The organism is Emticicia sp. SJ17W-69 (assembly GCF_051209875.1).
GTDB lineage: Bacteria > Bacteroidota > Bacteroidia > Cytophagales > Spirosomataceae > Emticicia.
Genome location: NZ_JBNTQY010000001.1, coordinates 92,529 through 115,439 on the forward strand (window position 1 = coordinate 92,529; position 22,911 = coordinate 115,439).

The 22,911-nt window shown below is 33.2% G+C and carries 24 protein-coding genes; 8 read left to right on the forward strand and 16 right to left on the reverse strand.

What is annotated here, in order from left to right; genetic code table 11:
• Positions 1-50: 50 nt before the first annotated feature.
• From ACQUQZ_RS00370 to ACQUQZ_RS00445, 16 genes are all read right to left on the reverse strand, one after another.
• Positions 51-1,331, reverse strand: a complete 1,281-nt coding sequence (locus tag ACQUQZ_RS00370; RefSeq protein ID WP_435352560.1) for an O-antigen polymerase — start codon at positions 1,329-1,331, stop codon at positions 51-53.
• Between the two features lie 12 nt (positions 1,332-1,343).
• Entirely contained in the window at positions 1,344-2,465 is a 1,122-nt protein-coding gene (locus ACQUQZ_RS00375) for an N-acetyl sugar amidotransferase (RefSeq protein ID WP_435352562.1), read from the reverse strand.
• The gene (locus tag ACQUQZ_RS00380; protein ID WP_435352563.1) at positions 2,462-3,226 is read right to left on the reverse strand and encodes an AglZ/HisF2 family acetamidino modification protein; all 765 of its coding nucleotides are present in this window, start codon (positions 3,224-3,226) and stop codon (positions 2,462-2,464) included. The genes ACQUQZ_RS00375 and ACQUQZ_RS00380 overlap by 4 nt, the downstream gene beginning before the upstream one ends.
• A 5-nt stretch (positions 3,227-3,231) precedes the next feature.
• A complete protein-coding gene (locus ACQUQZ_RS00385; RefSeq protein WP_435352565.1) occupies positions 3,232-4,338 on the reverse strand; it encodes a DegT/DnrJ/EryC1/StrS family aminotransferase in 1,107 nt (368 codons plus the stop codon).
• A gap of 8 nt (positions 4,339-4,346) precedes the next feature.
• Positions 4,347-4,961 (reverse strand): imidazole glycerol phosphate synthase subunit HisH, encoded by a 615-nt coding sequence (gene hisH, locus ACQUQZ_RS00390; RefSeq protein WP_435352567.1) that lies wholly within the window; start codon positions 4,959-4,961, stop codon positions 4,347-4,349.
• Complete coding sequence (locus tag ACQUQZ_RS00395; protein ID WP_435352569.1) at positions 4,958-6,265, reverse strand: lipopolysaccharide biosynthesis protein; 1,308 nt, start codon at positions 6,263-6,265, stop codon at positions 4,958-4,960. The genes hisH and ACQUQZ_RS00395 overlap by 4 nt, the downstream gene beginning before the upstream one ends.
• 4 nt (positions 6,266-6,269) lie before the next feature.
• Positions 6,270-6,722, reverse strand: a complete 453-nt coding sequence (locus ACQUQZ_RS00400) for an acyltransferase (protein WP_435352571.1) — start codon at positions 6,720-6,722, stop codon at positions 6,270-6,272.
• Complete coding sequence (locus ACQUQZ_RS00405; protein WP_435352573.1) at positions 6,703-7,725, reverse strand: Gfo/Idh/MocA family protein; 1,023 nt, start codon at positions 7,723-7,725, stop codon at positions 6,703-6,705. The genes ACQUQZ_RS00400 and ACQUQZ_RS00405 overlap by 20 nt, the downstream gene beginning before the upstream one ends.
• A 122-nt stretch (positions 7,726-7,847) precedes the next feature.
• On the reverse strand, positions 7,848-8,702 hold the full coding sequence (gene rfbA, locus ACQUQZ_RS00410; RefSeq protein ID WP_435352575.1) for a glucose-1-phosphate thymidylyltransferase RfbA: 855 nt from the start codon (positions 8,700-8,702) through the stop codon (positions 7,848-7,850).
• Positions 8,703-8,798: 96 nt separating this feature from the next.
• A complete protein-coding gene (pseB, locus tag ACQUQZ_RS00415; RefSeq protein ID WP_435352576.1) occupies positions 8,799-9,818 on the reverse strand; it encodes a UDP-N-acetylglucosamine 4,6-dehydratase (inverting) in 1,020 nt (339 codons plus the stop codon).
• Between the two features lie 28 nt (positions 9,819-9,846).
• On the reverse strand, positions 9,847-10,881 hold the full coding sequence (locus ACQUQZ_RS00420) for a Wzz/FepE/Etk N-terminal domain-containing protein (RefSeq protein WP_435352577.1): 1,035 nt from the start codon (positions 10,879-10,881) through the stop codon (positions 9,847-9,849).
• Positions 10,882-10,892: 11 nt separating this feature from the next.
• Entirely contained in the window at positions 10,893-13,259 is a 2,367-nt protein-coding gene (locus ACQUQZ_RS00425; RefSeq protein WP_435352578.1) for an SLBB domain-containing protein, read from the reverse strand.
• A gap of 245 nt (positions 13,260-13,504) precedes the next feature.
• The gene (locus ACQUQZ_RS00430) at positions 13,505-14,131 is read right to left on the reverse strand and encodes a superoxide dismutase (protein ID WP_435352579.1); all 627 of its coding nucleotides are present in this window, start codon (positions 14,129-14,131) and stop codon (positions 13,505-13,507) included.
• A gap of 86 nt (positions 14,132-14,217) precedes the next feature.
• Positions 14,218-14,673 carry a nucleoside deaminase gene (locus ACQUQZ_RS00435; protein ID WP_435357624.1) on the reverse strand — a complete coding sequence of 152 codons (456 nt, stop codon included), beginning with the start codon at positions 14,671-14,673 and terminating at the stop codon, positions 14,218-14,220.
• A gap of 89 nt (positions 14,674-14,762) precedes the next feature.
• Positions 14,763-15,722: a quinolinate synthase NadA gene (nadA, locus tag ACQUQZ_RS00440; protein WP_435352581.1), complete on the reverse strand. Its 960-nt coding sequence runs from the start codon at positions 15,720-15,722 to the stop codon at positions 14,763-14,765.
• A gap of 60 nt (positions 15,723-15,782) precedes the next feature.
• Complete coding sequence (locus ACQUQZ_RS00445; RefSeq protein WP_435352583.1) at positions 15,783-16,712, reverse strand: hypothetical protein; 930 nt, start codon at positions 16,710-16,712, stop codon at positions 15,783-15,785.
• Positions 16,713-16,928: 216 nt separating this feature from the next.
• On the opposite strand from ACQUQZ_RS00445, the gene treF reads away from it, so the two are divergent.
• The 8 genes from treF (at position 16,929) to ACQUQZ_RS00485 (ending at position 22,888) form a co-directional block, all read left to right on the forward strand.
• A complete protein-coding gene (treF, locus tag ACQUQZ_RS00450) occupies positions 16,929-18,539 on the forward strand; it encodes an alpha,alpha-trehalase TreF (RefSeq protein WP_435352585.1) in 1,611 nt (536 codons plus the stop codon).
• A gap of 304 nt (positions 18,540-18,843) precedes the next feature.
• Positions 18,844-19,539 carry a tetratricopeptide repeat protein gene (locus ACQUQZ_RS00455; protein WP_435352586.1) on the forward strand — a complete coding sequence of 232 codons (696 nt, stop codon included), beginning with the start codon at positions 18,844-18,846 and terminating at the stop codon, positions 19,537-19,539.
• Between the two features lie 147 nt (positions 19,540-19,686).
• Positions 19,687-20,166, forward strand: a complete 480-nt coding sequence (gene ribH, locus ACQUQZ_RS00460; RefSeq protein ID WP_435352588.1) for a 6,7-dimethyl-8-ribityllumazine synthase — start codon at positions 19,687-19,689, stop codon at positions 20,164-20,166.
• Positions 20,167-20,170: 4 nt separating this feature from the next.
• Positions 20,171-20,470, forward strand: a complete 300-nt coding sequence (locus ACQUQZ_RS00465; RefSeq protein WP_435352590.1) for a DUF6922 domain-containing protein — start codon at positions 20,171-20,173, stop codon at positions 20,468-20,470.
• Positions 20,471-20,478: 8 nt separating this feature from the next.
• Positions 20,479-20,667: a nucleotidyl transferase AbiEii/AbiGii toxin family protein gene (locus ACQUQZ_RS00470; RefSeq protein WP_435352592.1), complete on the forward strand. Its 189-nt coding sequence runs from the start codon at positions 20,479-20,481 to the stop codon at positions 20,665-20,667.
• Positions 20,668-20,697: 30 nt separating this feature from the next.
• Entirely contained in the window at positions 20,698-21,042 is a 345-nt protein-coding gene (locus ACQUQZ_RS00475; RefSeq protein ID WP_435352594.1) for a hypothetical protein, read from the forward strand.
• Complete coding sequence (locus ACQUQZ_RS00480) at positions 21,042-21,518, forward strand: SRPBCC family protein (protein ID WP_435352596.1); 477 nt, start codon at positions 21,042-21,044, stop codon at positions 21,516-21,518. Before ACQUQZ_RS00475 ends, ACQUQZ_RS00480 begins: the two co-directional genes overlap by 1 nt.
• 44 nt (positions 21,519-21,562) lie before the next feature.
• A complete protein-coding gene (locus tag ACQUQZ_RS00485) occupies positions 21,563-22,888 on the forward strand; it encodes an aspartate kinase (RefSeq protein ID WP_435352599.1) in 1,326 nt (441 codons plus the stop codon).
• The last annotated feature ends 23 nt before the right edge of the window (positions 22,889-22,911 follow it).

Genomic DNA, 22,911 nt, shown 5'->3' on the forward strand with positions numbered 1-22,911 from the left:
ACGTAAATAAACTCACCCCTCATTCCACACAAGGGAAGAAGTAACCAAAGTTAATCTGCTATCGCTTTTGATTCTTTGTTTTTTACTAATATTTTAAATAGAACAGGAAGGATAATTAATCCCCCTGTCAAAAAAGCAGTAAGTAAGGCATTTTCTATTAAGGTAAATAAAGACCCTACTAAGGCTGCAAAGAGAGCTGCTCCATACGAGTTTTTATAATATTTCAAAAAAACATCTATAAAACGGAGGGTAAAACCAACGATGATTGAAAATAGGAATACTCCAAAATAAGAAAAATCTACCCAAGCATCAGCTATAAAGATCGCTGGCCATGTTCCAACAAGCATATTTAATTCATCCGATGGAACATACTGATAAACAACTGTTTTATAAGCAGGTTCAAATTCTCCATTGCCCAAAATCGCATGAATAGGACGAATATTTAATCCATGTTTATGAGGAAAATGATCTGGCCACCAAATAAAATATTCTCGTAGTACTCTATTAGGTTCTGCTGTTATTCTTTCTAATGCTGCTGTAGCTGCATCCCCTAAATTATCATCACTTGTAAGTAACATATAAATAGGAATAATTAAAACGAATACCACAATAGAGGATATTAAAACAATTTTAGTATTCCACATCCAGTCCATGTTATTAAGTAAATAAAAGAATAACAGTAACTGAATTATATAAAAAAAGGCGATGGCTTTATGGAGTGTAGATGCCCCCCAAAGAATTATTAGAAAGCAGAAAATAACATTCAAGAATAAAAGTAATTTTCGGCGTTTTTGTATGGTATAAGAAAACATTAACATAGAGATTAATATCCCAATGGTTTCAAAATAACCAATAATTGAACCTACCCACCCATCTACTTTAAAGTCAAACCTAAGCCCTTTTAAATCATCTGGTGTTAAATCACCACCAGAGCTTAATACAATCAGCATATTGTTGATTCCTCCATACTGAAATAAAGCCAAGTAAAATAATAGGAATGTTAAAGCAAAAAGTAACAACAAAGCGTTGGGGTTAATAAAAGATTCTACTGTTTGATTAGAAGAAATTAAAACATTTTCTTGTCTTGGTTTGTAGATAACACTGTTGCACAAAATGCTACCGCCAAGTAATGAAATAACAGTTAATGTTAAGCATAGAGCTTCTGTAGTACTTACATCATCAATAGTTGAATTAAAGATAAAAAATGCGGGACCAAAAAAAACAAAGAAAAGCATCAAAAAAATATTGAATAACTCTATTCTCTTACCATTTTTATATAAATAATAACTAAGGAGTATTAATGATATGCCATAAGTAATATAAAACACCATAACTATTAATATTTATTTATCAGAGCTAATTAATAACTTAGCTTTTCTGAAGATGTCGAGAACGTATTTATTATTAGGATAATTCGAAAATGGGTTAGGTTTAGCATCCAAAATTTGTTGATATTCTAATTCTGTAATATCCAATTTTTTCATAACATATCTCTCTAATTCTTTTATATTCTGTGGGTCAAGGGGTGGCTTTTTTAGTTCATCCAAAGCTTCCTCTCTTGTGATTTGCCCAGACAAAATCATATCAGATAGATGTAGCCTTCGTTTATCATAACCAAATTTATGAGGAAGGTATTTTACCTGATGCCATTTCGTATATAAAGATTCGTGATGTTTGGCCCCATAAGACCGCCAACCTAATTTCTCAATCAGAATTTCTTTGGCTTGCTCTTTGTTATATGATATATAATTTAATATACTAAATTGTTTGATTTTTACAATTGATCTTAAAAAAAACTTTTTCGATATACTTAATGAAGGGTAAGTTTTTAGGTCTTGGTTACCAAAAATTCGATGAATACCTATGATTTGTTTCAAATCATCATAGCGATAGCCAGCAGCCGTTGTGGTTGGGCGACTGAATTCGGTGGCATTATTTACACCATCAATAATCCATTTAACTTTGTACTTTATTGCCATTTTGTATAACAAAGCAAAAATAGCATGATCAGTCGGAGCTTCTGCATTGGCAACTGAAGCTTTTAAAAATGATAGCTGTAAATCTTTGAACTCTTCCCAATTTATAACATGTGTATAAAGGTCAATATCCAATATTTTACAGATATTCTCAATGTTTTTAACGGCTAATTCGTCGTCCCAGCCATTATCTAAATGGACAGCTAATGGTCGTAATCCATATTCTTTTACTAAAAGAGCCACATAGCTGCTATCAACACCGCCACTTACGCCAATTATACAATCATACTCTTTACCTTTTCCATCTTTTCTGATTTGTTCTATAAAAGATTGGAGTTCTGCCTTTTTTTCTTCTATTGATTTTTCTTCAGCGACTATATGTTTGTCAAAATCATTACAAAAATGGCAAACACCATTCTCATCAAAAGTAATTGTAGGCTCACTCGTATCTAAAACACAACGATTACAGATTTGGTAGTTGTTATTCATAAATTCTGTAATGAAGATATCTCTTCTTTATTTGGGTAATTAATTAAAACAGCTCTATGTTTCCCATGGAAAACAAACATACTTCCTGCGGCAACGGCATCAACATTTGCTTTTTGAAGAGCATCTCTTAAATCGGTAATCTTGCCAGCTCCACCACAAGCTACTACAGGAATACTAACATTTTTGCAGATTTCTTGTAATAGTATTAAATCATAACCAGTCATCATGCCGTCTAAATCAACAGAGTTAATAAAAAGTTCTCCTGCTCCAAGTTGTTCGGCCTTTTGGGCTAGTTCTACAGGTGTATTATCAATAATTTTATTCTGTATATGAGTAAATCCTCGATATTTTCCCCAAAGATTCTTTTTAACATCTATTGAGACAACTGTACTCGAACTGCCGATGTATTCAGATACCTCTGTAATAAAACTTGGTTTTTGAAGGAAAGCAGAATTAATAACTACTTTTTCGGCACCAGCGTACATGATTTTCTTCACATGGCTAATCTCAGAAATACCCCCCCCATAAGCAAATGGAACGAATGCTTCTGACCCAATTTCTGCTATTAAATCAAAATTAGGTTCTCTCTTTTCTTTAGAGGCATTAATATCTAACAACACAATCTCATCAACCTCTTTTTCATTGAAGATTCTAACGGCATTAATAGGATCTCCTACATAAGTAAAATCTTTGAACTTTATAGATTTAACCAATCCTTTATTCTTGAGTAATAAGACTGGAATTATACGAGTTTGCAGCATTACTTCTAAGAATTAATGTAAAAGTTTTTTATGTTTTGAGCGATATATTGTATTTGCTCTTCAGTCAGTTCAGGATAAATAGGGAGTGAAAGTATCGTTTTTTGGTTCTCAGCAACTACCCTAAAATCATTTCTATCAATCTGTAAATAGTCATAAGCAGGCATAAAAGGTAGCGGTGTTGGGTAATGAATTTCACATGCAATACCATTTTTTTGCAAAAAAAGCCTTAATTCATCTCTTTGTTCGGCTTTAATGACATAAAGATGATAGCTATGCTTGGTATTTGAACGGATTTTAGGTAATTCAATACCTTTAATACCAGATAAATATTTGTTATACATCTCTGCTTTATTGTTACGCTCTGCCGTCCATTGCAAAATGTAAGGTAATTTGGCTGATAGTATTCCTGCTTGTAAGCCATCTAATCTACTATTAATACCTTCCATTAAATGAGTATGTTTTACCAATGCTCCATGCGTAGAATACATTCTGCATTTCTCAGCCAAGGCATCATCATTAGTAAGAATACATCCTGCATCCCCATAGGCTCCTAAATTTTTCCCCGGGAAAAAACTGAAAGTAGAAGCGATACCAAATAAGCCTGCTCTTGTCCCTTTATATTCCGAAAAATGTGACTGTGCACAGTCTTCAATTAAGTGTAAATTATGCTTTTTACAAATTTCTTGTATTTTATCCATTTCTGCCATTTGCCCATATAAATGAACAGGAATAATGGCTTTCGTACGATTGGTTATTTTATTTTCTATTTTTGAGGCATCAATCGTAAAATATTCGTCAACATCAATGAATACAGGTTTTGCTCCTGTTTGAGAAATGGTTTCAGAAGTTGATATCCAACTGTTGGCAACAGTAATAACCTCATCACTGTCTTTGATACCCAACATCTTCAATATTATATAAATAGCGTCAGTTCCATTGGCTACACCAATGCAATGTTTTACACCATAAAGTTCAGCGAATTGTTTTTCAAATTGTTGAACATATTTTCCTTTGATAAAGGCTGTTTCTTCTATAACTGAAGCAATAGCATCATCAATATCTTTTTTTATAGATTGGTATTGTGCTTTTAAGTCAACAAAAGGGATATTCATTAAAATTTTTAGTTTTTATATTCTGCAAAATTTTTTAATACAACCATACCGTGCTTATGGCTTTTTTCGGGATGAAATTGCACACCAAAAATATTGTCTTTTTCGATTGCTGAAGTGAAATTTCCACCATAGTCAGTATCGGCCGCTTTTATATTTGGGTCATTACATTTTACAAAATATGAATGTACAAAATAAAAGCGATGATCATCTGAAATTCCTTTGAAAAGTGTTGCTTTTTGGGTGTTTTGTAGTGTATTCCATCCCATGTGTGGAATTCTAATATTGGTGTTATCAAACCTAAATTTGATGGTTTCAGCATCTATCCATCCCAATCCAGGTTCGATGCCACCTTCCTCACTATTTTTAGATAGTAATTGATAGCCAAGGCAAATACCCAAAATAGGGGTTCCATTTTGAACTTTTTGATTTAAAACTGGTATTAGACCTAATGATTTCAAATTTTGCATTCCTTTGTCAAATGCTCCTACACCAGGTAATATTAACTTTTCAGCCTTGTTTACATCTTCTATTTTATTGGTAATCAGAGAGTCATATCCCAGTTTACGGAGCATATTTTGGATAGACCCAACATTACATGTATTATAATCAATAATGGTAATCATGAAATTAAGCCTTTAGCAGCGATTTTATGAGCATTAATAAAAAAGAGCATAAATTTAACCAAAGATGATAACATTAATACTATAGCTGCCCCAATTATTCCAATTTTCGGAATTAGCACCCAATTAAATACGATAATAAAAACACTAATGATAAAATTTAGTAATGTTGCTTGGTATGTTTTTTCTGTTACAATAAAAAAATTATTATAAAACTGTGTAAAAATATCGAAAGATTTAGAAAGATAGATAATGACGAATATCCATACTATTGAATGAAGTTGGACTGGGTTATTCGTTAATTTTAGATAGAAATAAATTAAAATCAAAAAAACGGGTAACATCAATAATAAAACAAAGGATAAGTTGAGAGTTACTTTATTGGTTTCATCAATATTAATTTGCTTTTTATTATCATTAAAAAACTTTGGCACCCAATAAGAATCGAAAAAAGATGTAAATAATAAACCAATAGGCATTATCAAAAATAAGGTTAAATTATACGTAGCCAATGCACTATAATCAATAAATTTTTGAATAAAATACTTATCAGATATGTTATAAGCTATCGCAATAATTCCCCCAATCATCATTGGTGTACCCAATTCAAACACCCGACTCATAATTTTAAAGTCAAGTTTAAACTCAAAATGATTTGAGTAAAAGTAGATATATAGAGGTAAGATTATAATTAAACTAAAAAGAGCTTCATAAAAAATTCTTTGAGCCGCATTGATAGTTGAGTTGAATAAAAAATAGGCTATCAGTATTACGAAAGCGTTTACAAAAAAAATTTTAATAGTGTTCCAAATTTGATAGGTTAAGACTTTATTGGTTAGAGTTAAATGTTTCATCAACAAAGTGATCACCGCATTTATTAATATTAGAGACAAAATAGAGAATTCAAAACTAAAGCCTTCTTGGAGAGGCATATTCAGTAGATGTGTAGAAATAATTTTAAATTTTAAATCGATGATAACTATCGCAAGAAAGAGTAATCCCAAAAAAAAATTCATGCTGAAAAGCATACGCCCACGTTCACGGGCATCGTATATAAAATATAACTTAGATTTAGCTGTTTCAAAACCAAACTGAAAGACATAAGCTCCTGTTGTTATGATGTAAATGATAAAAGTATATAGTCCATATTCAGTAAGCGGCATTAGTTTTAAAAAAAGAGGCAAAAATAAATAAGGTAATCCTTTGGATAGTGCATCCAATAATATGGTACGTCCTAACCTCTTTTCATAGAAAAGAACCTTAAACGATTGTATATTATTTGCTGAGAAGAATTTTTTTATTTGCAATTTTTTAAAGTTTTTTAGCGGGATTTCCTATATAAACACCAGGTTCGGTAATATCTTTTGTTACCACAGCACCTGCACCAATTACTGTATTATCACAGATAGAAATTGGTAGGATAGTGGCATTACTTCCAATTGAAACATTATTCCCTATTGACGTTGACTTCCATTTTGTTTTATCACCCCTTGCAGGCCCCCCTTCTGAAAATAAGTCATTAATAAACATGACACCGTGTCCAATAAAACAGTCATTACCAATCGTAACTAATTCACAAATAAAAGTATGAGACTGTATTTTACAGCTACTACCAATTTTGACATTTTTTTGTATCTCTACAAAAGGGCCAATAAAGGTATTATCTCCGATTTCACATCCGTAGATATTACACGGATTAATAACAGTAATATTTTCACCAAATACAACGTCTTTTATTCCTATCTCAAGAATTTTTGGACTCACGGGCTGCTGCATTATATATTTTGTCAATAATTTCTACTGTTTTTAAGCCTTCAAAAGCATTTGTTGAAATAGAAGCATTATTTAATAATACGTCTATAACATTTGCATAAATTTTATCGTGATTTGACATTGACCCAAAATAAGTGCCATAATTATTGGGTTTATTGCCTTCTGCAAGGTTTTCAATTTTGAAATTGTCGATATTTTGATATTCCAATTCGTTCAGATATTGTCCACCAATTTTTACGGTTCCTTTTTCACCAAAAATAGTGAGAGACCCTTCCATATTTTTTTGGTAACTGTTTACGGTGTAATTGACAGTACCTATTGCACCATTATAAAACTCTAATATGGCAACACCTGTATCATCAAATTCAATGATTCCTTGATGGGCATAGTTATTATTAAAAGAGTAAACGTTCCTTACATCACCAATCATCCAATATAAAAGATCTATAAAATGGCTAAATTGGGTGTAAAGTGTCCCTCCGTCCATTAATTTGGATCCTTTCCATGAGTTGGCATAATAGTCTTCGTTTCTATTCCAAAAGCAACTCAATTGTACACTAAATATTTTTCCTAATTTTCCAGTATCAATAGCATTTTTTACAGCCTCAATTGGTGGATTAAAACGATTTTGTTTAATTACAAATAAACGTTTATTTGCTTTTTCAGCCTCTTTTATCATTTCACCACAATCATGTACATTGATTGCCATGGGTTTTTCACATAATACATGAAACCCCTTACGAAGTGCCTCAATCGAGTGTTGTGCATGTAATCCATTAGGGCTACAAATGGAAATAACATCAATTGTTGGTTCGTGTGTTAGTAATTCTTCAAGTGAATAATAAGCTTTGACACCATATTTTTTTGCTAAATCGTCTGCTTTAGAAGGAACAACATCACAAACGGCAGTAAGAATTCCTGTTTTGTGTATATGTTCAGCATGACGTTGAGCAATACGGCCACATCCAACAATTCCAAACTTGATTGAAGACATAATTTTATTTAAAAGATGTGATTAATCTATTTTAACGAGTTTATTTAGACTCACGTTGATTCAATATAAATCAACGTGAGTTATTGATAATTTAGAGTAAACCTTAAATTTGTATTTGTCATTTATATATTAAGCAAATATCTTCCGTATCCACTTTTTACCAATGGTCGAGCGATTTCTTTTAATTGTTCGGAGTCAATAAAGCCCATTCGATAAGCAACTTCCTCAATACAACCTACTTTTAAGCCTTGACGCTCTTCTATTACCTGTACAAACTGACCTGCTTGCATCAAAGATTGAAAAGTACCTGTATCTAACCAAGCAGTTCCTCGATTCATTATACCAACACTTAATTTTCCTTTTTCAAGATACACACGATTGATATCAGTAATCTCCAACTCACCTCTTGGAGAGGGTTTAATGTTCTTAGCAATTTCGACAACACTATTGTCATAAAAGTATAAACCAGGAACAGCGTAACTTGACTTGGGTTGCTCAGGTTTTTCTTCTATTGAAATTGCTTTTAAATTTTCATCAAACTCTACTACACCATATCGCTCAGGATCGTTTACTTGATAGGCAAATACAACACCACCATCAGGATTAGTACTATTTTGCAATAATTTACTCAAGCCACTACCATAAAAAATATTGTCACCTAAAACCAACGCTACCGAGTCATTACCAATAAAATCAGCACCAATGATAAATGCCTGTGCTAATCCATCGGGACTTGGCTGTTCGGCATAGCTGAAACTACAACCAATTCGAGTTCCGTCACCCAATAATTTTTGGAAATGAGGCAAATCATGAGGTGTAGAAATAATCAATACCTCTTTAATACCAGCTAACATCAATATTGATAGCGGATAATAAATCATTGGCTTATCATAAACAGGCATCAACTGTTTGCTGACTGCCAAAGTAAGTGGGTGTAAACGTGTGCCAGACCCACCGGCTAATATAATTCCTTTCATGGTAAAATAGCTTATAAAGCAATTGGCTTTAGGTAAATAAATAGTTGTTTATAAATATTTGGCTATCAGTAGATTATATGAAATAGGAGTAAGGGCTTAAACAACGAAATCTAAGTCAACATGTTCTTTAATCAATCTTCTTAGACTTTCAACTGTTTCCCATTCCGTATTTTCGGCTGAATTATATTTGAACCCAATCGGCACTTTTTGTGCATTGAAAAAATGTATAAACTCATCCAATTTCCATTTGTGAGTCGAAGGTAAAATTGTATAGTATTTACCTAAATCATAAGTAAGAAATGAATCTGACTCAGTAATCATCTCTTCATGGACTTTCTCGCCAGGTCGGATGCCAATAGTGGGTTTATCACACTCTGGTCCTATTGCTTCCGCAATATCCATAATTCGGTAAGAAGGGATTTTAGGAATAAAGATTTCTCCTCCCCAAGCATGTTCGAGTGCGTGCATCACCATATCTACACCACCTTGCAAAGAAATATTAAAACGAGTCATGTTAGGGTCTGTAATGGGCAATACCCCTTGTTTTTTCTTTTTTATAAAAAAGGGAATAACCGAACCATTTGAACCCATCACATTTCCATATCTTACTACTGAAAACTTGATAGGGTTCCAACCTTTGATATTATTAGCGGCTACAAATAGCTTATCAGAAGTTAGCTTGGTAGCACCGTATAAATTAATAGGGGCACACGCCTTGTCTGTAGATAAAGCAATTACTCGTTCTACTTCGGTTTCTAAGCAGGCATTTATTACATTTTCTGCACCTAAAACATTAGTTTTGACACATTCCATAGGGTTGTATTCTGCAATATGGACATGTTTCATAGCAGCAGCATGGATTACATAATCAACACCTTTAAATGCTCTTTTTAATCTTTCAAAATCTCTCACATCTCCTATGAAATATCTCATCTGAGGATATTTATTTTCAGGATATTCTTGAGCCATCTGAAATTGTTTCTGCTCGTCTCTTGAAAAGATAATAAGTTTCTTTATTTCAGGATATTTGGATAATATATGTCCAGTAAGGGCTTTTCCAAGAGAGCCAGTACCACCTGTGATAAGAATTGATTTATCTTTTAATGTAAACGCCATGGTAATTTTCTGTCAAAATTTGTTTTAATTATCGTAAAATTTGTCGATAATTTTTCTTTCTAAAAAGGGCAACAATAATTCCAGTAATTCCACCTAAAAAAAGGCTTAAAATTGCAATAATTGCAATCTTGGGTTCACTTTTCTTGTTTGGTACTACAGGAGGTTCTAAAATTTTTAAAACAGGTGTTTCTTGTTGAATCTTTAATTTTGCTTCTTCGTATTTTTGTAATAAGGTATTATAAAAAGATGAAGAGATTTTATACTCAGATTCTATTCTCTCACGCTGTAAATCTGCTGATTGTAACTTCATCATTGATTGCTGATATTGGTCGCTATATTGAGCTTTTTTGGCTTGAGTGTTATAATATTTGCCTTTTGCAGCATCTAACCTCTCAGCAAGAAAATCTAAGTCTTTTTTTGCTTTTTCTGTTCTATAATTTGTGATATAGTTAGTCAAGTAGTCCATACTATATCTTGTAACAAGTGTTGATACAATAGGGTCAGGCATTTTTACAGTTACAGTCAATAATCCCGTTTTTTTGTCAATTGATGCACTGATTCTTTCACGTAAGTCTTTTAAATTTTTCTCAGTTTGATAACTGACTGCAATATATTGATTATTGATGGGGAATTTAAGTTTCTTATTTTCTTCTTTAATATCATTATCTAAGACATATTGGTCATAAAATTGACTAAATAAAATTTCCTTATTTTCTTTAGTTTTAACCTTGAGTTGAAATAAATCTAAGAAAAAGGGCGTACTTTTCAAAACATCAGGGTATAAATCTGGTCTAATAGCATCACCACCACCAGCTGCTGCACTTCCTAAATCTACTCCAGCCAAACTTGCCAGACCTGCAAATTGCCCAAGCCCACTTGTTTTTGATTGATATTCTGGGAGTATTTTGCCACTTGAAATAAACTCTTCTCGCAAAGAAAATGCATATACAAGTCCTAAAGTTGTGAATATAAATATGAATAGGATTATCCGAACTTTTTCTTTCCAAAGAATTTTGAAAAATGCCTTCAAATCAATACTAATTATGTCCCTTTCTGCTTCCATTTTTGATGTAATTATTGACCTAATCGTATAACGGTTACTAAAATTGTTGTTATCGAAACCAATGCCGAACTGACAGCAATTCTTTCAGCGGCAGTCCATTTATACTTTCTTCTTACAGGTACAAATATTTCTGAACCATTTTCAATTTTAGGATAGACTTTTATTCCTATAAAACTCCTTGTACGATCAAATTTCCCATTGCCATATTTTACGTATGTCTTTTTTACGAAGGCACTGTCTGTAGCTCCACCAGCTAAATTAATATAATCTTTTAATTTCAAATTAGGCACGAAAGGAACGGTTGTCGGATTATATACTTGTCCATTAATAGTTACAGTTTCCTTTTTTCGAGGAATATCCAATATATCTCCCGAATTAAGCACTAAATTATTAATATCATTACGATCATTTAAAACTTTAGTTAAATCAACACCAATTATTTTTCCAGCTCTGATAAATTTAGCACTTCCCAAATCAGCTTCACTTCGGGTTCCACCAGCTTTTAATATTAAATCAGAAATTTTTTCTGTTTTATCTCGCAAAGCGTATGGCCCAGGGTAAAAAATTTCTCCACTGATGGCAACTGTTTTTTGTTCTTCATAACGAGGTAACTTTCTTACATAAACCTTATCAAAAGGATTTAAAGTCACCTTTTTATCAGATGTATTTAATTGTAGATTTCTATCTATGTCGAGAAATTGTATTTTAATCGACTGTTCTTTTGAAATTCCAAGTGTATCTCCTTTTATTCTTCTTGCAATTTCTATCTTAGCTGCACTTGCACCATCAGAAAACCCTCCAGCCAGAATTACTAAGTCAGCAACAGTCATATTGGTTGCATATTCATATATCCCAGCTTTATTGACAGCCCCATCAATAGAAACAGTGAGTCTTTCTCTTAAATCTTTATAAGATTTGATAAATAATGTGTCTTTTAGTCGCAAAGAGACGTCTTCTGATTCACCTTTCAAAATTTTATTGAGATCCAATGCTAAAATTTCAGGATCTAAATTTTGTCGCTCTCTCTTAATAAGAATACGGTCTTTAAAAGCATCTTGTTTTAGCCCTTCAGCTCGACTTATCAACTGTTTGACTGTCATATTAGGTTCTAGTTCATAATTCCCCTCTCTATAGACAGATCCTTTGATTGTAACTACATTTTCAAAACGATTGAGTATTTTTCCAATGGTATAAATATCACCTTTTTGCGGAGTAAAAGTGGCTATTTCATTTTGTTCAATAGTAACAATTTTTTTTTCAATAGCAGTTGTTCGCTCTAAAGAAATTGACTTAGTATAAGCTAAATCACTGAACCCACCAGCAAAAGCTAATATATCTTTGAAAGTTTCACCTTTCTTCATTTCAAAAATCTTGGGGTTACGTACTTCTCCCTTCAATGTTATATGGGTATCTACATAAGGAATATGGATAATGTCTTGGTCTTGCAATAGAATATTGTCTTTTAAATCTCCACGTAATAGAAAATCATAGATATCTAATACTCTAATAATCTTTCCATTACGAAGAACTTCAATATTACGTAAAGAACCAATCTCAGATGGCCCACCTGAAGCATTCAAAACATGAAAAACGGTGGCTAATGATGGCACTGTAAAAGTTCCTGGTTGAACAGCTTGCCCGATAACAGTAACAGAAATACTGCGAATATTACCTAAAGTAATATCAACATATAATCCACCGCCATTACTATTTAATCCTGCAAATCTACTCTTGAGGCGATTAATAATTCGTTCTCGGGCTTGTTCAATTGTTAGACCACTGACATAAATTGGGCTAAGAATATCTACTTGAATTGTCCCTTCAGGAGAAACTTTTGACTTATAGGTTTGTGTTGAAAATCCAGTGATAGCAATGGTTATTTCATCATCAGTGCCTAAAATATAGTTTTTGGGTGTTGGGATTCTTAAATTTGGTTCAAAAGAGCCTTTTTTATTATTAAATAAATTTAAACCAAAATATTTATTTCTTTTAATAACAAGACTATCATCATCTACTTCTTTTTCATCATCATCTTTTTTTAGTAGCTTTTTATCTTTAACAGAAGTAGAATCATTGTATTTTCTTTCAACATTAGTATTACCATTATTTCCTCCCCCTTTTTTATCTGATTGAAGGCGAGTCATTCTTTCTTTAAATTTGGTAATATCACTCGCACTAAAGCCTTTCGCTGCAGCGGCTATCATTAACTGTTCTTCAGTCAAGCCACTTTCTTGGGCTTGTTTTATGAACTGCTGAATTTGGTCATCTGATAGGTCCTCGACAACTTGAGCAGATACACCACCTATTCCAAAAAGAAAAATAATACAAATAAAATAAACTTGTTTTATTAAACGTAACCTGTTTTTATTAAGAAACATTTTGTTATTATTGGTAGATTAAAAGCAAAAATCAAGTGCAATATTACTCATTTTCCTCTAAAACAGAATACTAATGATTCATTTATTTATTTATTGGTAGTTTTGAGATACTCATAAAACTTGACATTGAACGCTCATTCTTCAATAGAATAATGTAAAAGGGAGGAGCAAAAAATATAGCAAATAGAAACAAAAAGAGGTAAGATTTTTAAAAATCTTACCTCTCAAATATAAGTTAGCTATGACTATTCATTAGGAATAACTCTTTTTGCATTTGAATAACGCTTTTGTACTGCATCCCAGTCAACAATATTCCAAAAAGAATCAATATAATCAGGGCGTTTGTTTTGGAATTTTAGATAATAGGCATGTTCCCAAACATCTAAACCTAATACAGGAATGCCTTTTTTATCAGCAACATCCATTAAAGGATTATCTTGATTAGGAGTTGAAGTGATAAATAATTTCTCTTGGTCATCAACACAAAGCCATGCCCAACCCGATCCAAAACGACCAATTGCCGCTTTTTTGAATTCATCTTTGAAGTTTGCTAAAGAACCCCAAGTTTCATTAATAGCTGCTCCAAGCGTACTTGCAGGTTCTCCTCCCCCATTTGGTGAAAGAATATTCCAAAATAAATCATGGTTGAAATGACCACCACCATTATTACGTACGGGTGCTGGATATTTACTGATATTTGCCAATAATTCTTTCAAAGATAAACTTTCCAATTCAGTACCTGCGATGGCATTATTGAGGTTAGTTACATAAGCTTGATGATGACGGTCATGGTGAATTTCCATTGTTGTCTTGTCGAAATGTGGCTCCAAAGCATCACTTGCGTAAGGGAGCGGGTCGAGTGTATATGCCATTTTTAGAAATAAGTTTGAGTATGTGATACAAAGTTTAGCGTTAGCATTAATACCAACGACTAAAGGCTAAACGCTAACAACGAAATTTATGTTCGCAAACCCTTGAAAAAATTCTTTAAAATCATTTCACAGTCTGTTTCTAAGATATTTTTTACAACTTGAGTTTTGGGGTGAAGGATAGATGGACTAACTCTACTAAAACCCCGTTTTAAGTCAGAAGCCCCATAAACAATTCGTTCGATTTGTGACCAATGTAATGCTCCAGCACACATCACACAAGGTTCAAGAGTGACATAAAGTGTACACTCTTTTAAATACTTTGCTCCAAGAAATTGTGCAGCAGCAGTTATTGCAAGAATTTCGGCATGAGCTGTTACGTCATGGAGCTGCTCGGTTTGGTTACTTCCCTTGCCTATGATTTTGCTTCCACCCGCTACTACAATTGCTCCCACTGGAATTTCTCCTGCTTCGCCAGCTTGAATGGCCAAATCAAGAGCTTTTGCCATAAAATATTCGTGCGAGTATAAGGGGAAATTCTTCAGCGTGTTTTATCAATTAATTATAAACAATAATTATCTTAATCTATGCCATGAGTTTTATAAAGTATTCAATTCGCTCAATCACTTACTATTTATAATCCAAACTTTGCAGAAAGATCTAACATTCTTTCGATTGGTTTACGAGCGTCGGCGAGCATTTCGTTTGGCAAAATTATCTCAGGTGTTTCATCACGCAAACACAAATAAAGCTTTTCCATTGTATTCAACTTCATGTGTGGACAGTCTGAACAAGCTTTACACGCATGGCCATTTTTTGAAGTTGGAGCAACATAAAACTTTTTATCGGGAGCAGACTTACGCATTTGATGCAAAATTCCCGACTCAGTTGCGACAATAAATTCCTTTTGTGGACTATTAATAACATGTTTCAAAAGCCCAGTGGTAGAGCCAATGTAGTCGGCCAATTTCAAAACTGATTCTTCGCTTTCTGGGTGTGCGACTACTTCGGCGGCAGGGTGTTTCGCTTTCAAGTCGGTGATCATTTTTCCTGAAAAAGTTTCATGAACCATACATGCACCGTCCCAAAGTACCATATTACGCCCCGTTACACGATTGATGTAGCCTCCCAAGTTTTTATCAGGAGCAAAGATAATTTTTTGCTCTTTCGGAAAACTCTCAACAATTTTTACTGCATTGCTACTTGTACAAACAACATCTGTCAAGGTTTTTAATTCTGCCGAACAATTGACATAAGAAATAACAATATGGTCGGGGTGCTGGGCTTTGAATGCTTTAAATTCTTCATAAGGTGCTGATTCTTCAAGCGAGCAACCTGCATTCATATCAGGAAGCAAAACCTTCTTATTGGGTGAAAGAATCTTTGCTGTTTCAGCCATAAAACGAACACCAGCGAAAACAATGATGTCGGCATCTGTTTTTGCTGCTTGTTGCGAAAGCCCTAAGCTATCACCGATATAGTCAGCAATATCTTGGATTTCAGCAACTTGGTAGTAATGAACTAAAATAACTGCGTTTTTTTCTTTCTTCAACCGAGCAATTTCGGCTACATAATCAATTTTTTCAGCGACCATTTTTAAGAATTTAAGATTTTAGAACGGGCGGCGAACCGCTGACGATTTACGAAGGGTCAATTATTTACAATCAAATGCCCAAACTTTATACATACTTATATTTCCTGTTCTATCTAAGTATGACTCTTTTATTTTGTTGCCATTTGTATCATATTCAAAGGTACGAATACTCATGACTTGGTTGTTGTAAAAGTAATTTTCTTTGATCATATTTCCCAATAAATCATATTCATAAGTGAAATGATAATCAACTTGGTTTTGGGCATTTAAGCGAGTCTTTTTTATGAGCTTTCCCGCTAAATCATACTCGTTTTTTGTTTCAGCAAGTATAATATTATTACGAAAAGTTTTATCGTTTAGTAAGTTTCCTTTTGCATCATATTCATAATTAGTCGAAAGTGTTACTTGATCAGCGGCGTCAAAGTGGGTGTTTTGAGTGATATTTCCTTGCAAATCATAGCTTTTTATTTCTGACATCATCAAAATGCCATTTGCCGAGCTAAGTTCTTTTTTTACTAATTGCCCAGCTTTATTGAAAAGCGACTTTTCTTTTGATAACTCAGTTGTGCCATCTTGTGCATAAAAAACTTGTGTTTTTTCTCCATCGTTTGTGGTGAGTAGTGACAATGGTGAAACTTTACCATCTGCCGAAATAGATTCGCTCAGTAATTTCCCTAAACCATTATAGCTTTTCTTAGTAACTTTTTTTATTTGCCCGTTTAACTTATATACGATTTGACTATTATTACCATTTGCATCATATTCATAAGTATATTCATTGGTATAATCGCCCGTATTTCGACTAGAAAAAGTATCAATTTGACTCAAAAGGTTCCCTTTTTTATCATAGATTTTAGATGATTGCTGCTCCTGTTGTCCTTGACGGAAAAATTGATAATTGGTTTCTCGACATTTATTGGCTGCTTGAATATCAACTTGTGCAGCAGCAAATAAGGGCGAAAAAAGAAAAAGTGTTTTGAAAAAGTTCATATTTATAATTTTTGTGGGGCGATTTCAAAAATCGCAGTTTTTCAAAATATACTTTTCAAATCATTACTTATGATTGACAAATGACAAAAATTAGCGTGATTTGTAATTAATAAGACGAAATTACTACTTTTCGACTAAAGAATGCAATTGAATATTATTCAACGGCAAACTTTAGACGGTTTTTGTAGTTGATGTAACATAAAACAAACGAGTATGATGACAACAAATTTTCTAAAACGATTTTTTTTATATACAATTATTGGAGTTTTACTATGGGCTTGTGGTGAAACGGTTACTAAAAAAGAATACAAATCGCCTGATGAGGAGTATGGTGAACTCTTTAGAGAAGTTCAATTAAAATCAATTTTTCCAGATTCAAAAACTTTTCCAGATTGTACTCCAAAAATCGCTGCTTCAGAAATTTTGATTAAGTATGAAGAACAAAAATTAAAAAAGAATTTCGATTTGAGAGCCTTTGTTCTGGAAAATTTTAAGCTACCACAAAGATTAAATGTTACTTATGTAAGTAACAAAAATAATTCTCCTGAGCAGAACATTGATGAATCATTAAAGTTTTTGACCCGACAACCAAAGGATGAGGGCGGAACACTCGTACCTCTTTTAAAACCCTACATTGTTCCAGGAGGAAGGTTTGGCGAAGCTCATTATTGGGATACTTATTTTGTAATGTTGGGCTTACAGGCCTCAGGTAAAGATTCGTTAATGTCAAATATGGTATTAAACTTAGCTCAGTTGATACAAGATTTTGGGCATATTCCGAGTGGAAATCGAAGTTATTATTTTAGTCGTTCACAACCACCTTTTTTTGCTTTAATGGTGAAGCTATTGTCTGAAATGAAAGGACAGGAGCAGAAATATGTGCAGTATTTACCACAAATTCAGCGAGAATACCAATATTGGATGGCTGTTGAAAATGGGGGAGAGGATGCTCAAAAACAAAATGAAGCTCGAAAAAAAGGTGATAAAGCATATAGAAAAACTGTGTTCATAGGAAAAGACGATATCCTCAACCGTTATTATGATGACAAAAATACCCCTCGCCCAGAAGCATATCGTGAAGATATTGCAACAGCCAGTAAATCAGGTAGAAATAAAGATGAAATGTATCGACATCTTCGCTCTGGAGCTGAATCGGGTTGGAAGTTTTCGAGTCGTTGGCTAAGTGATGGACAAAATCTTACGAGTATTCATACAACTGATATTTTGCCAGTGGATTTGAATGCACTACTTTATAATCTTGAAATAACAATTGCTGAAATCTATCGAGCAAAGGAAGAACCAGAATATGCTAAAAGTATGGAGATTTTGGCAAACAAACGAAAAACCATTTTTGATAAATACTTTTGGAACGAAACCGCTGGTTTTTATTTCGATTATGATTTTGTTACTGGAAAACAAACAGATGTTTATTCTCTAGCAGCAGTTTATCCTTTGTTTTTTAAAATGGCCACGCCTGCACAAGCTCAAAAAGTTGCTCAAATCATAGAAAGTAAGTTTTTACAAGCTGGTGGGTTGATGACAACACTTAATAAAACCAATCAGCAATGGGACGGTTCTAATGGATTTGCTCCTTTACAGTATTTAGCAATTCAAGGACTTCGTAATTATGGTTTCAATGATTTAGCTAATAAAATTAAGAAAAATTGGGTTGCTAATAATTTACAAGTGTATAAAAACACAGGAAAAATGATGAAAAGTTATAATGTTTATGATTTATCACAAAAAACTGTTGGCGGAGATTTTTCCGCACAAGAAGGATTTGCTTGGACAAACGGTGTTTTATTAAAATTACTTTCTGAAAAATAATATATTAGACGTTGAAGCAATACCAAAAAGAGTATGAGTTTATCAAGAGCATCTATTTTTCTAAGAGGATTTGTAAAATACTGATAGAAATACCCGTTTTAAGCAATTAGAAGGATAAAGAAATATGATTTGGCATAATTTTTATCAAACTATATTAAAAAGTTCAAAATCAATTTCATAACTTTGCAGTCCGAAAAAAAGAAGTGTATCGGTAAAAATATTAGTTTTGAAAATAATTACTTGATTGTCAAGTATTTAATCAAGTTAATCAGATAAATAAAAGCGGTAGTCGCACTATCTAAAAATGGCAAAAAAAGAAAAATCAGGTCTTGAAATTATTGAAAGCCCAGAAGCATTACAACAAGAATTTAACAAAGCTGAAGGTTTTTTAAAAACCAATCAAAAATTATTTACTATTATTGGTGGTGTAATTTTAGCAATTATTTTGGGCGTTGTGGGTTATAATTACTACACAAAGTCACAAGATGAAGAAGCACAAGCAGCCATGTTCAATGCTGTTTATGCTTTTGAAGCAGATTCATTAAAGCAAGCTTTAAATGGTACAGGTGGCAATGAAGGCTTATTAGCAATTGCTGATAATTATGGGGCATCAAATGCAGGTAATTTAGCAAATTTTTATGCAGGTGCTGCTTTGGTAAAACAAGGTAAATTTGATGAAGGCATTGAGCATTTGAAAAACTTTAGTTCAAGCGACTTACTTGTTCAAGGACGTGCGTATGTATTGATTGGAGATGCTTATATGGAAAAGAAAAGTATTGAAGATGCAATTACTTACTACAAAAAGGCAGCAGAATATAAGCCGAACAAAACTTTTACGCCAGCCTATTTGATGAAATTAGCTACTGCTTACGAAGCGGCTAAAAATCCAAAAGAAGCATTGGCAGTTTATAGTGAAATTATAGAGAAATACCCAGATTCGATTGAAACGGGTAATGCCAAGAAATATAAATCCAAACTCGAAGGCACTGTCGGCGAGTAAGATTTGGTTATGTATTAAAAATATAATCAAAGGGATAAGCCGAGCAAGGTTTGTCCCTTTTTTAATTTTGAATGATTGAGGAATAAAATTAATTATTTTGAAAGTTTTTCTATCACTCAATCATTCTATCACTCAATCATTGAAAGAATGTCAAGTCAAAATAAAAATCTAAGCGAATTCAGTACCGAAAACTTACCAGATGTAAGTGAAAAACGTTTTGCTATTGTTGTAGCCGAATGGAATGAAGAAGTAACTGAAGCTCTTTTTGAAGGGGCTTATAAAACACTTTTAGACAATGGGGTAAAAGCTTATAATATCATAAGAGCGAATGTACCAGGAAGTTATGAGTTGAGTTTTGGCTCGCAAGTATTTGCCCAAAAAGCTGATATTGATGCTGTCATTGCTATTGGTTGTGTAATTCAAGGCGAAACAAAGCACAATGATTATATCAATCATGCCGTAGCACAAGGTTTGACTAATGTTTCATTGAAATATAATAAACCTGTAATTTTTGGCGTACTAACACCAAATAACCAACAACAAGCCCTCGACCGTGCGGGTGGAATTCATGGAAATAAAGGTGATGAAGCAGCGATAACAGCGATAAAAATGTTAGGATTAGCATAAGGAAATGCAAAAACCAAGACCAAACATATCGAAAACAGCTTTTTGGGATGTCAATTTTGAAGAAATTGATTTTGATAAGAATACTCGTGATGTAATCAATCGAGTTTTAATGAATGGGAAGCTATCAGATTGGAAGGAAATAAATAGTTATTACGGTATTGAAAAAATAAAGGAAGAGGTTGTTCAGATGCGGTATTTGTCAAATATTACCTTAAACTTTTGTAGTTTCTATTACCAAATTCCAAATGAAGAATTTAGATGTTACACACTCAAACAGTCTATCCCGAAACTTTGGGACTTCTAAAAGCATTAATGCAAGAACCATTGCTTAATGATTTTTATTTGGTTGGAGGAACAGCTCTTTCATTACAAATCGGGCATAGAATTTCGGTTGATATTGATTTGTTTACAAATACCTCTTTTGATTCTACTATACTTTCAGCCGAATTGAGACAAAAGTATAATTTTAAAGAAAAATTGAATAGAGGTTATTTCTTGTAAGGTGAGATAGATGGAGTAAAAGTAGATATTTTGAAATATCCATACAAACCATTAAACCCTATTATTGAAGTCGAAAAAGTAAGAATGGTCGTCGCTGCTGACATCTCAAGTATGAAAGTGGCAGCCATTACAAACAGAGGTATAAAAAGGGATTTTATATACTTATTCTTTTTGTTAAAGCAATTTTCGCTAAAGCAAATCATTGATTGGTATCAACAAAAATATGATACCGAAATTTTTATGCTTCTCCAAAGTCTTGTGTATTTTGATGATGCCGATGGAGATATTGATTTGAATATGATTGAACCATTAGATTGGGAAATGATAAAAAAAGAAATAGCTAAAGAGGTAAAAAAGTATTTGAAAGAGAGCTGATGTCGAAAATTATTATTGAAACCCAAATTAATGCTTCAATTCAAATCTGTTACGATTTGTCTTTAAGTGTAGATTTGCATCAACTTTCAACAGTACAAACAGGTGAACATATCGTAAGAGGAGTAAAATCGGGTATAATGAAATTAGGTGAAAGTGTAACTTGGCGAGCAAAGCACTTTGGTATTTGGCAAGAGTTAACGAGTAAAATTACAGAAGCCCAACGTCCTTATTATTTTGTAGATGAAATGCAAAAAGGCATTTTCAAGTCTTTAAGGCATGAACATCATTTTATAGAAGGAGGGCAAAATGTTTTAATGAAAGATACTTTCATATTTGAATCCCCACTTGGTATTTTGGGTACAATAGCGGATAAGTTATTTTTGAAAAGATATTTAGCACATTTCTTAAAGCAAAGAAACCAGATAATAAAGGAAATAGCGGAATCTGGAAAATGGGAAGCTATTTTAAAAAGATAAATTAAAGAGAAAAGTATAAACAAAACCAACCAAAGATTAAAAAAATGCAAGTTTGGAAATTTGGCGGGACTTCAGTAGGTAAGCCCGAGCGTATGCACTCAATCCGTAATCTTATTACTGAAGATGGCGGCCGTAAAATCGTAGTTTTGTCGGCACTTTCAGGCACAACAAACTCACTTATTTCTATTGGTGAATCACTTAAAGCCAATAATGATGCAGAAGCTATCGAAAAAATAGATGCTCTTTATGCACATTACGAAACATTTATCAAAGAATTATACAAAACTCAAGAAGGATATACAAAAGGTAAAACTATCATCGACAATGAGTTTAATTTCATTCGCTCGTTGGTAAATATCAAACCTTTTACACTCAAACAAGAAAAAGAAATCGTTGCCGAAGGAGAATTACTTTCGACACAAATGTTTGAAGCATATTTACAAGAAGAGGGTGTGAGTTCTGCTCTTTTACCTGCATTAGATTTCATGTTGATTGATGCTGACAATGAGCCAGTATTGAGTTTTACAGAAGAAAAACTAACAGCAATGCTTTCGCAACTATCTGATAAACAGATATTTATCACACAAGGGTTTATTTGTAGAAATCCTCGTGGTGAAGTTGATAACTTGAAACGTGGTGGTTCTGATTATACAGCATCTTTGGTAGGTGGAGCCATTCGTGCCGAAGAAATTCAAATTTGGACAGACATCGACGGTATGCACAATAACGACCCAAGAATTGTGAAACGTACCTTCCCAGTACGTGAATTGACTTTTGAGGAAGCGGCAGAACTGGCTTATTTTGGAGCAAAAATCTTGCACCCAAGTACCATTACACCAGCCAAAATGCGTGGTGTACCTGTGCGTTTGAAAAACACAATGGAGCCCAATGCTTATGGAACACTCATTGCAGATAAAACAACAGATTCTGAAATCAAGGCAATTGCTGCGAAAGATGGAATCACAGCAATTTATATTCACTCCACTCGTATGCTGAATGCTTACGGTTTTATGAGAAAAGTTTTTGAGGTTTTTGAAAACTTCAAAACGCCAGTAGATATGATAACAACATCGGAAGTTTCGATTGCTGTTACGATTGATAATGCTGAAAATTTAGATAAAATCACGGCAGTTTTGGGTCAATTTGCAGAATTGGAAGAACATGATCGTAATCAATCAATTATCTGCATTGTTGGAAATTTCATGGCTGATAAAGCAGGAATTGCTCTGAAAGTAATGGAAGCCATGCGTGATATTCCAATCAGAATGATTGCCTACGGTGCATCGGAGCATAATATTTCGCTTTTAGTTGATACAAAAGATAAAAACAATGCTTTGAATGCATTGAATGAAGGATTATTCACTTTTTAATCTAAAACCTTACAGGTTTTTCA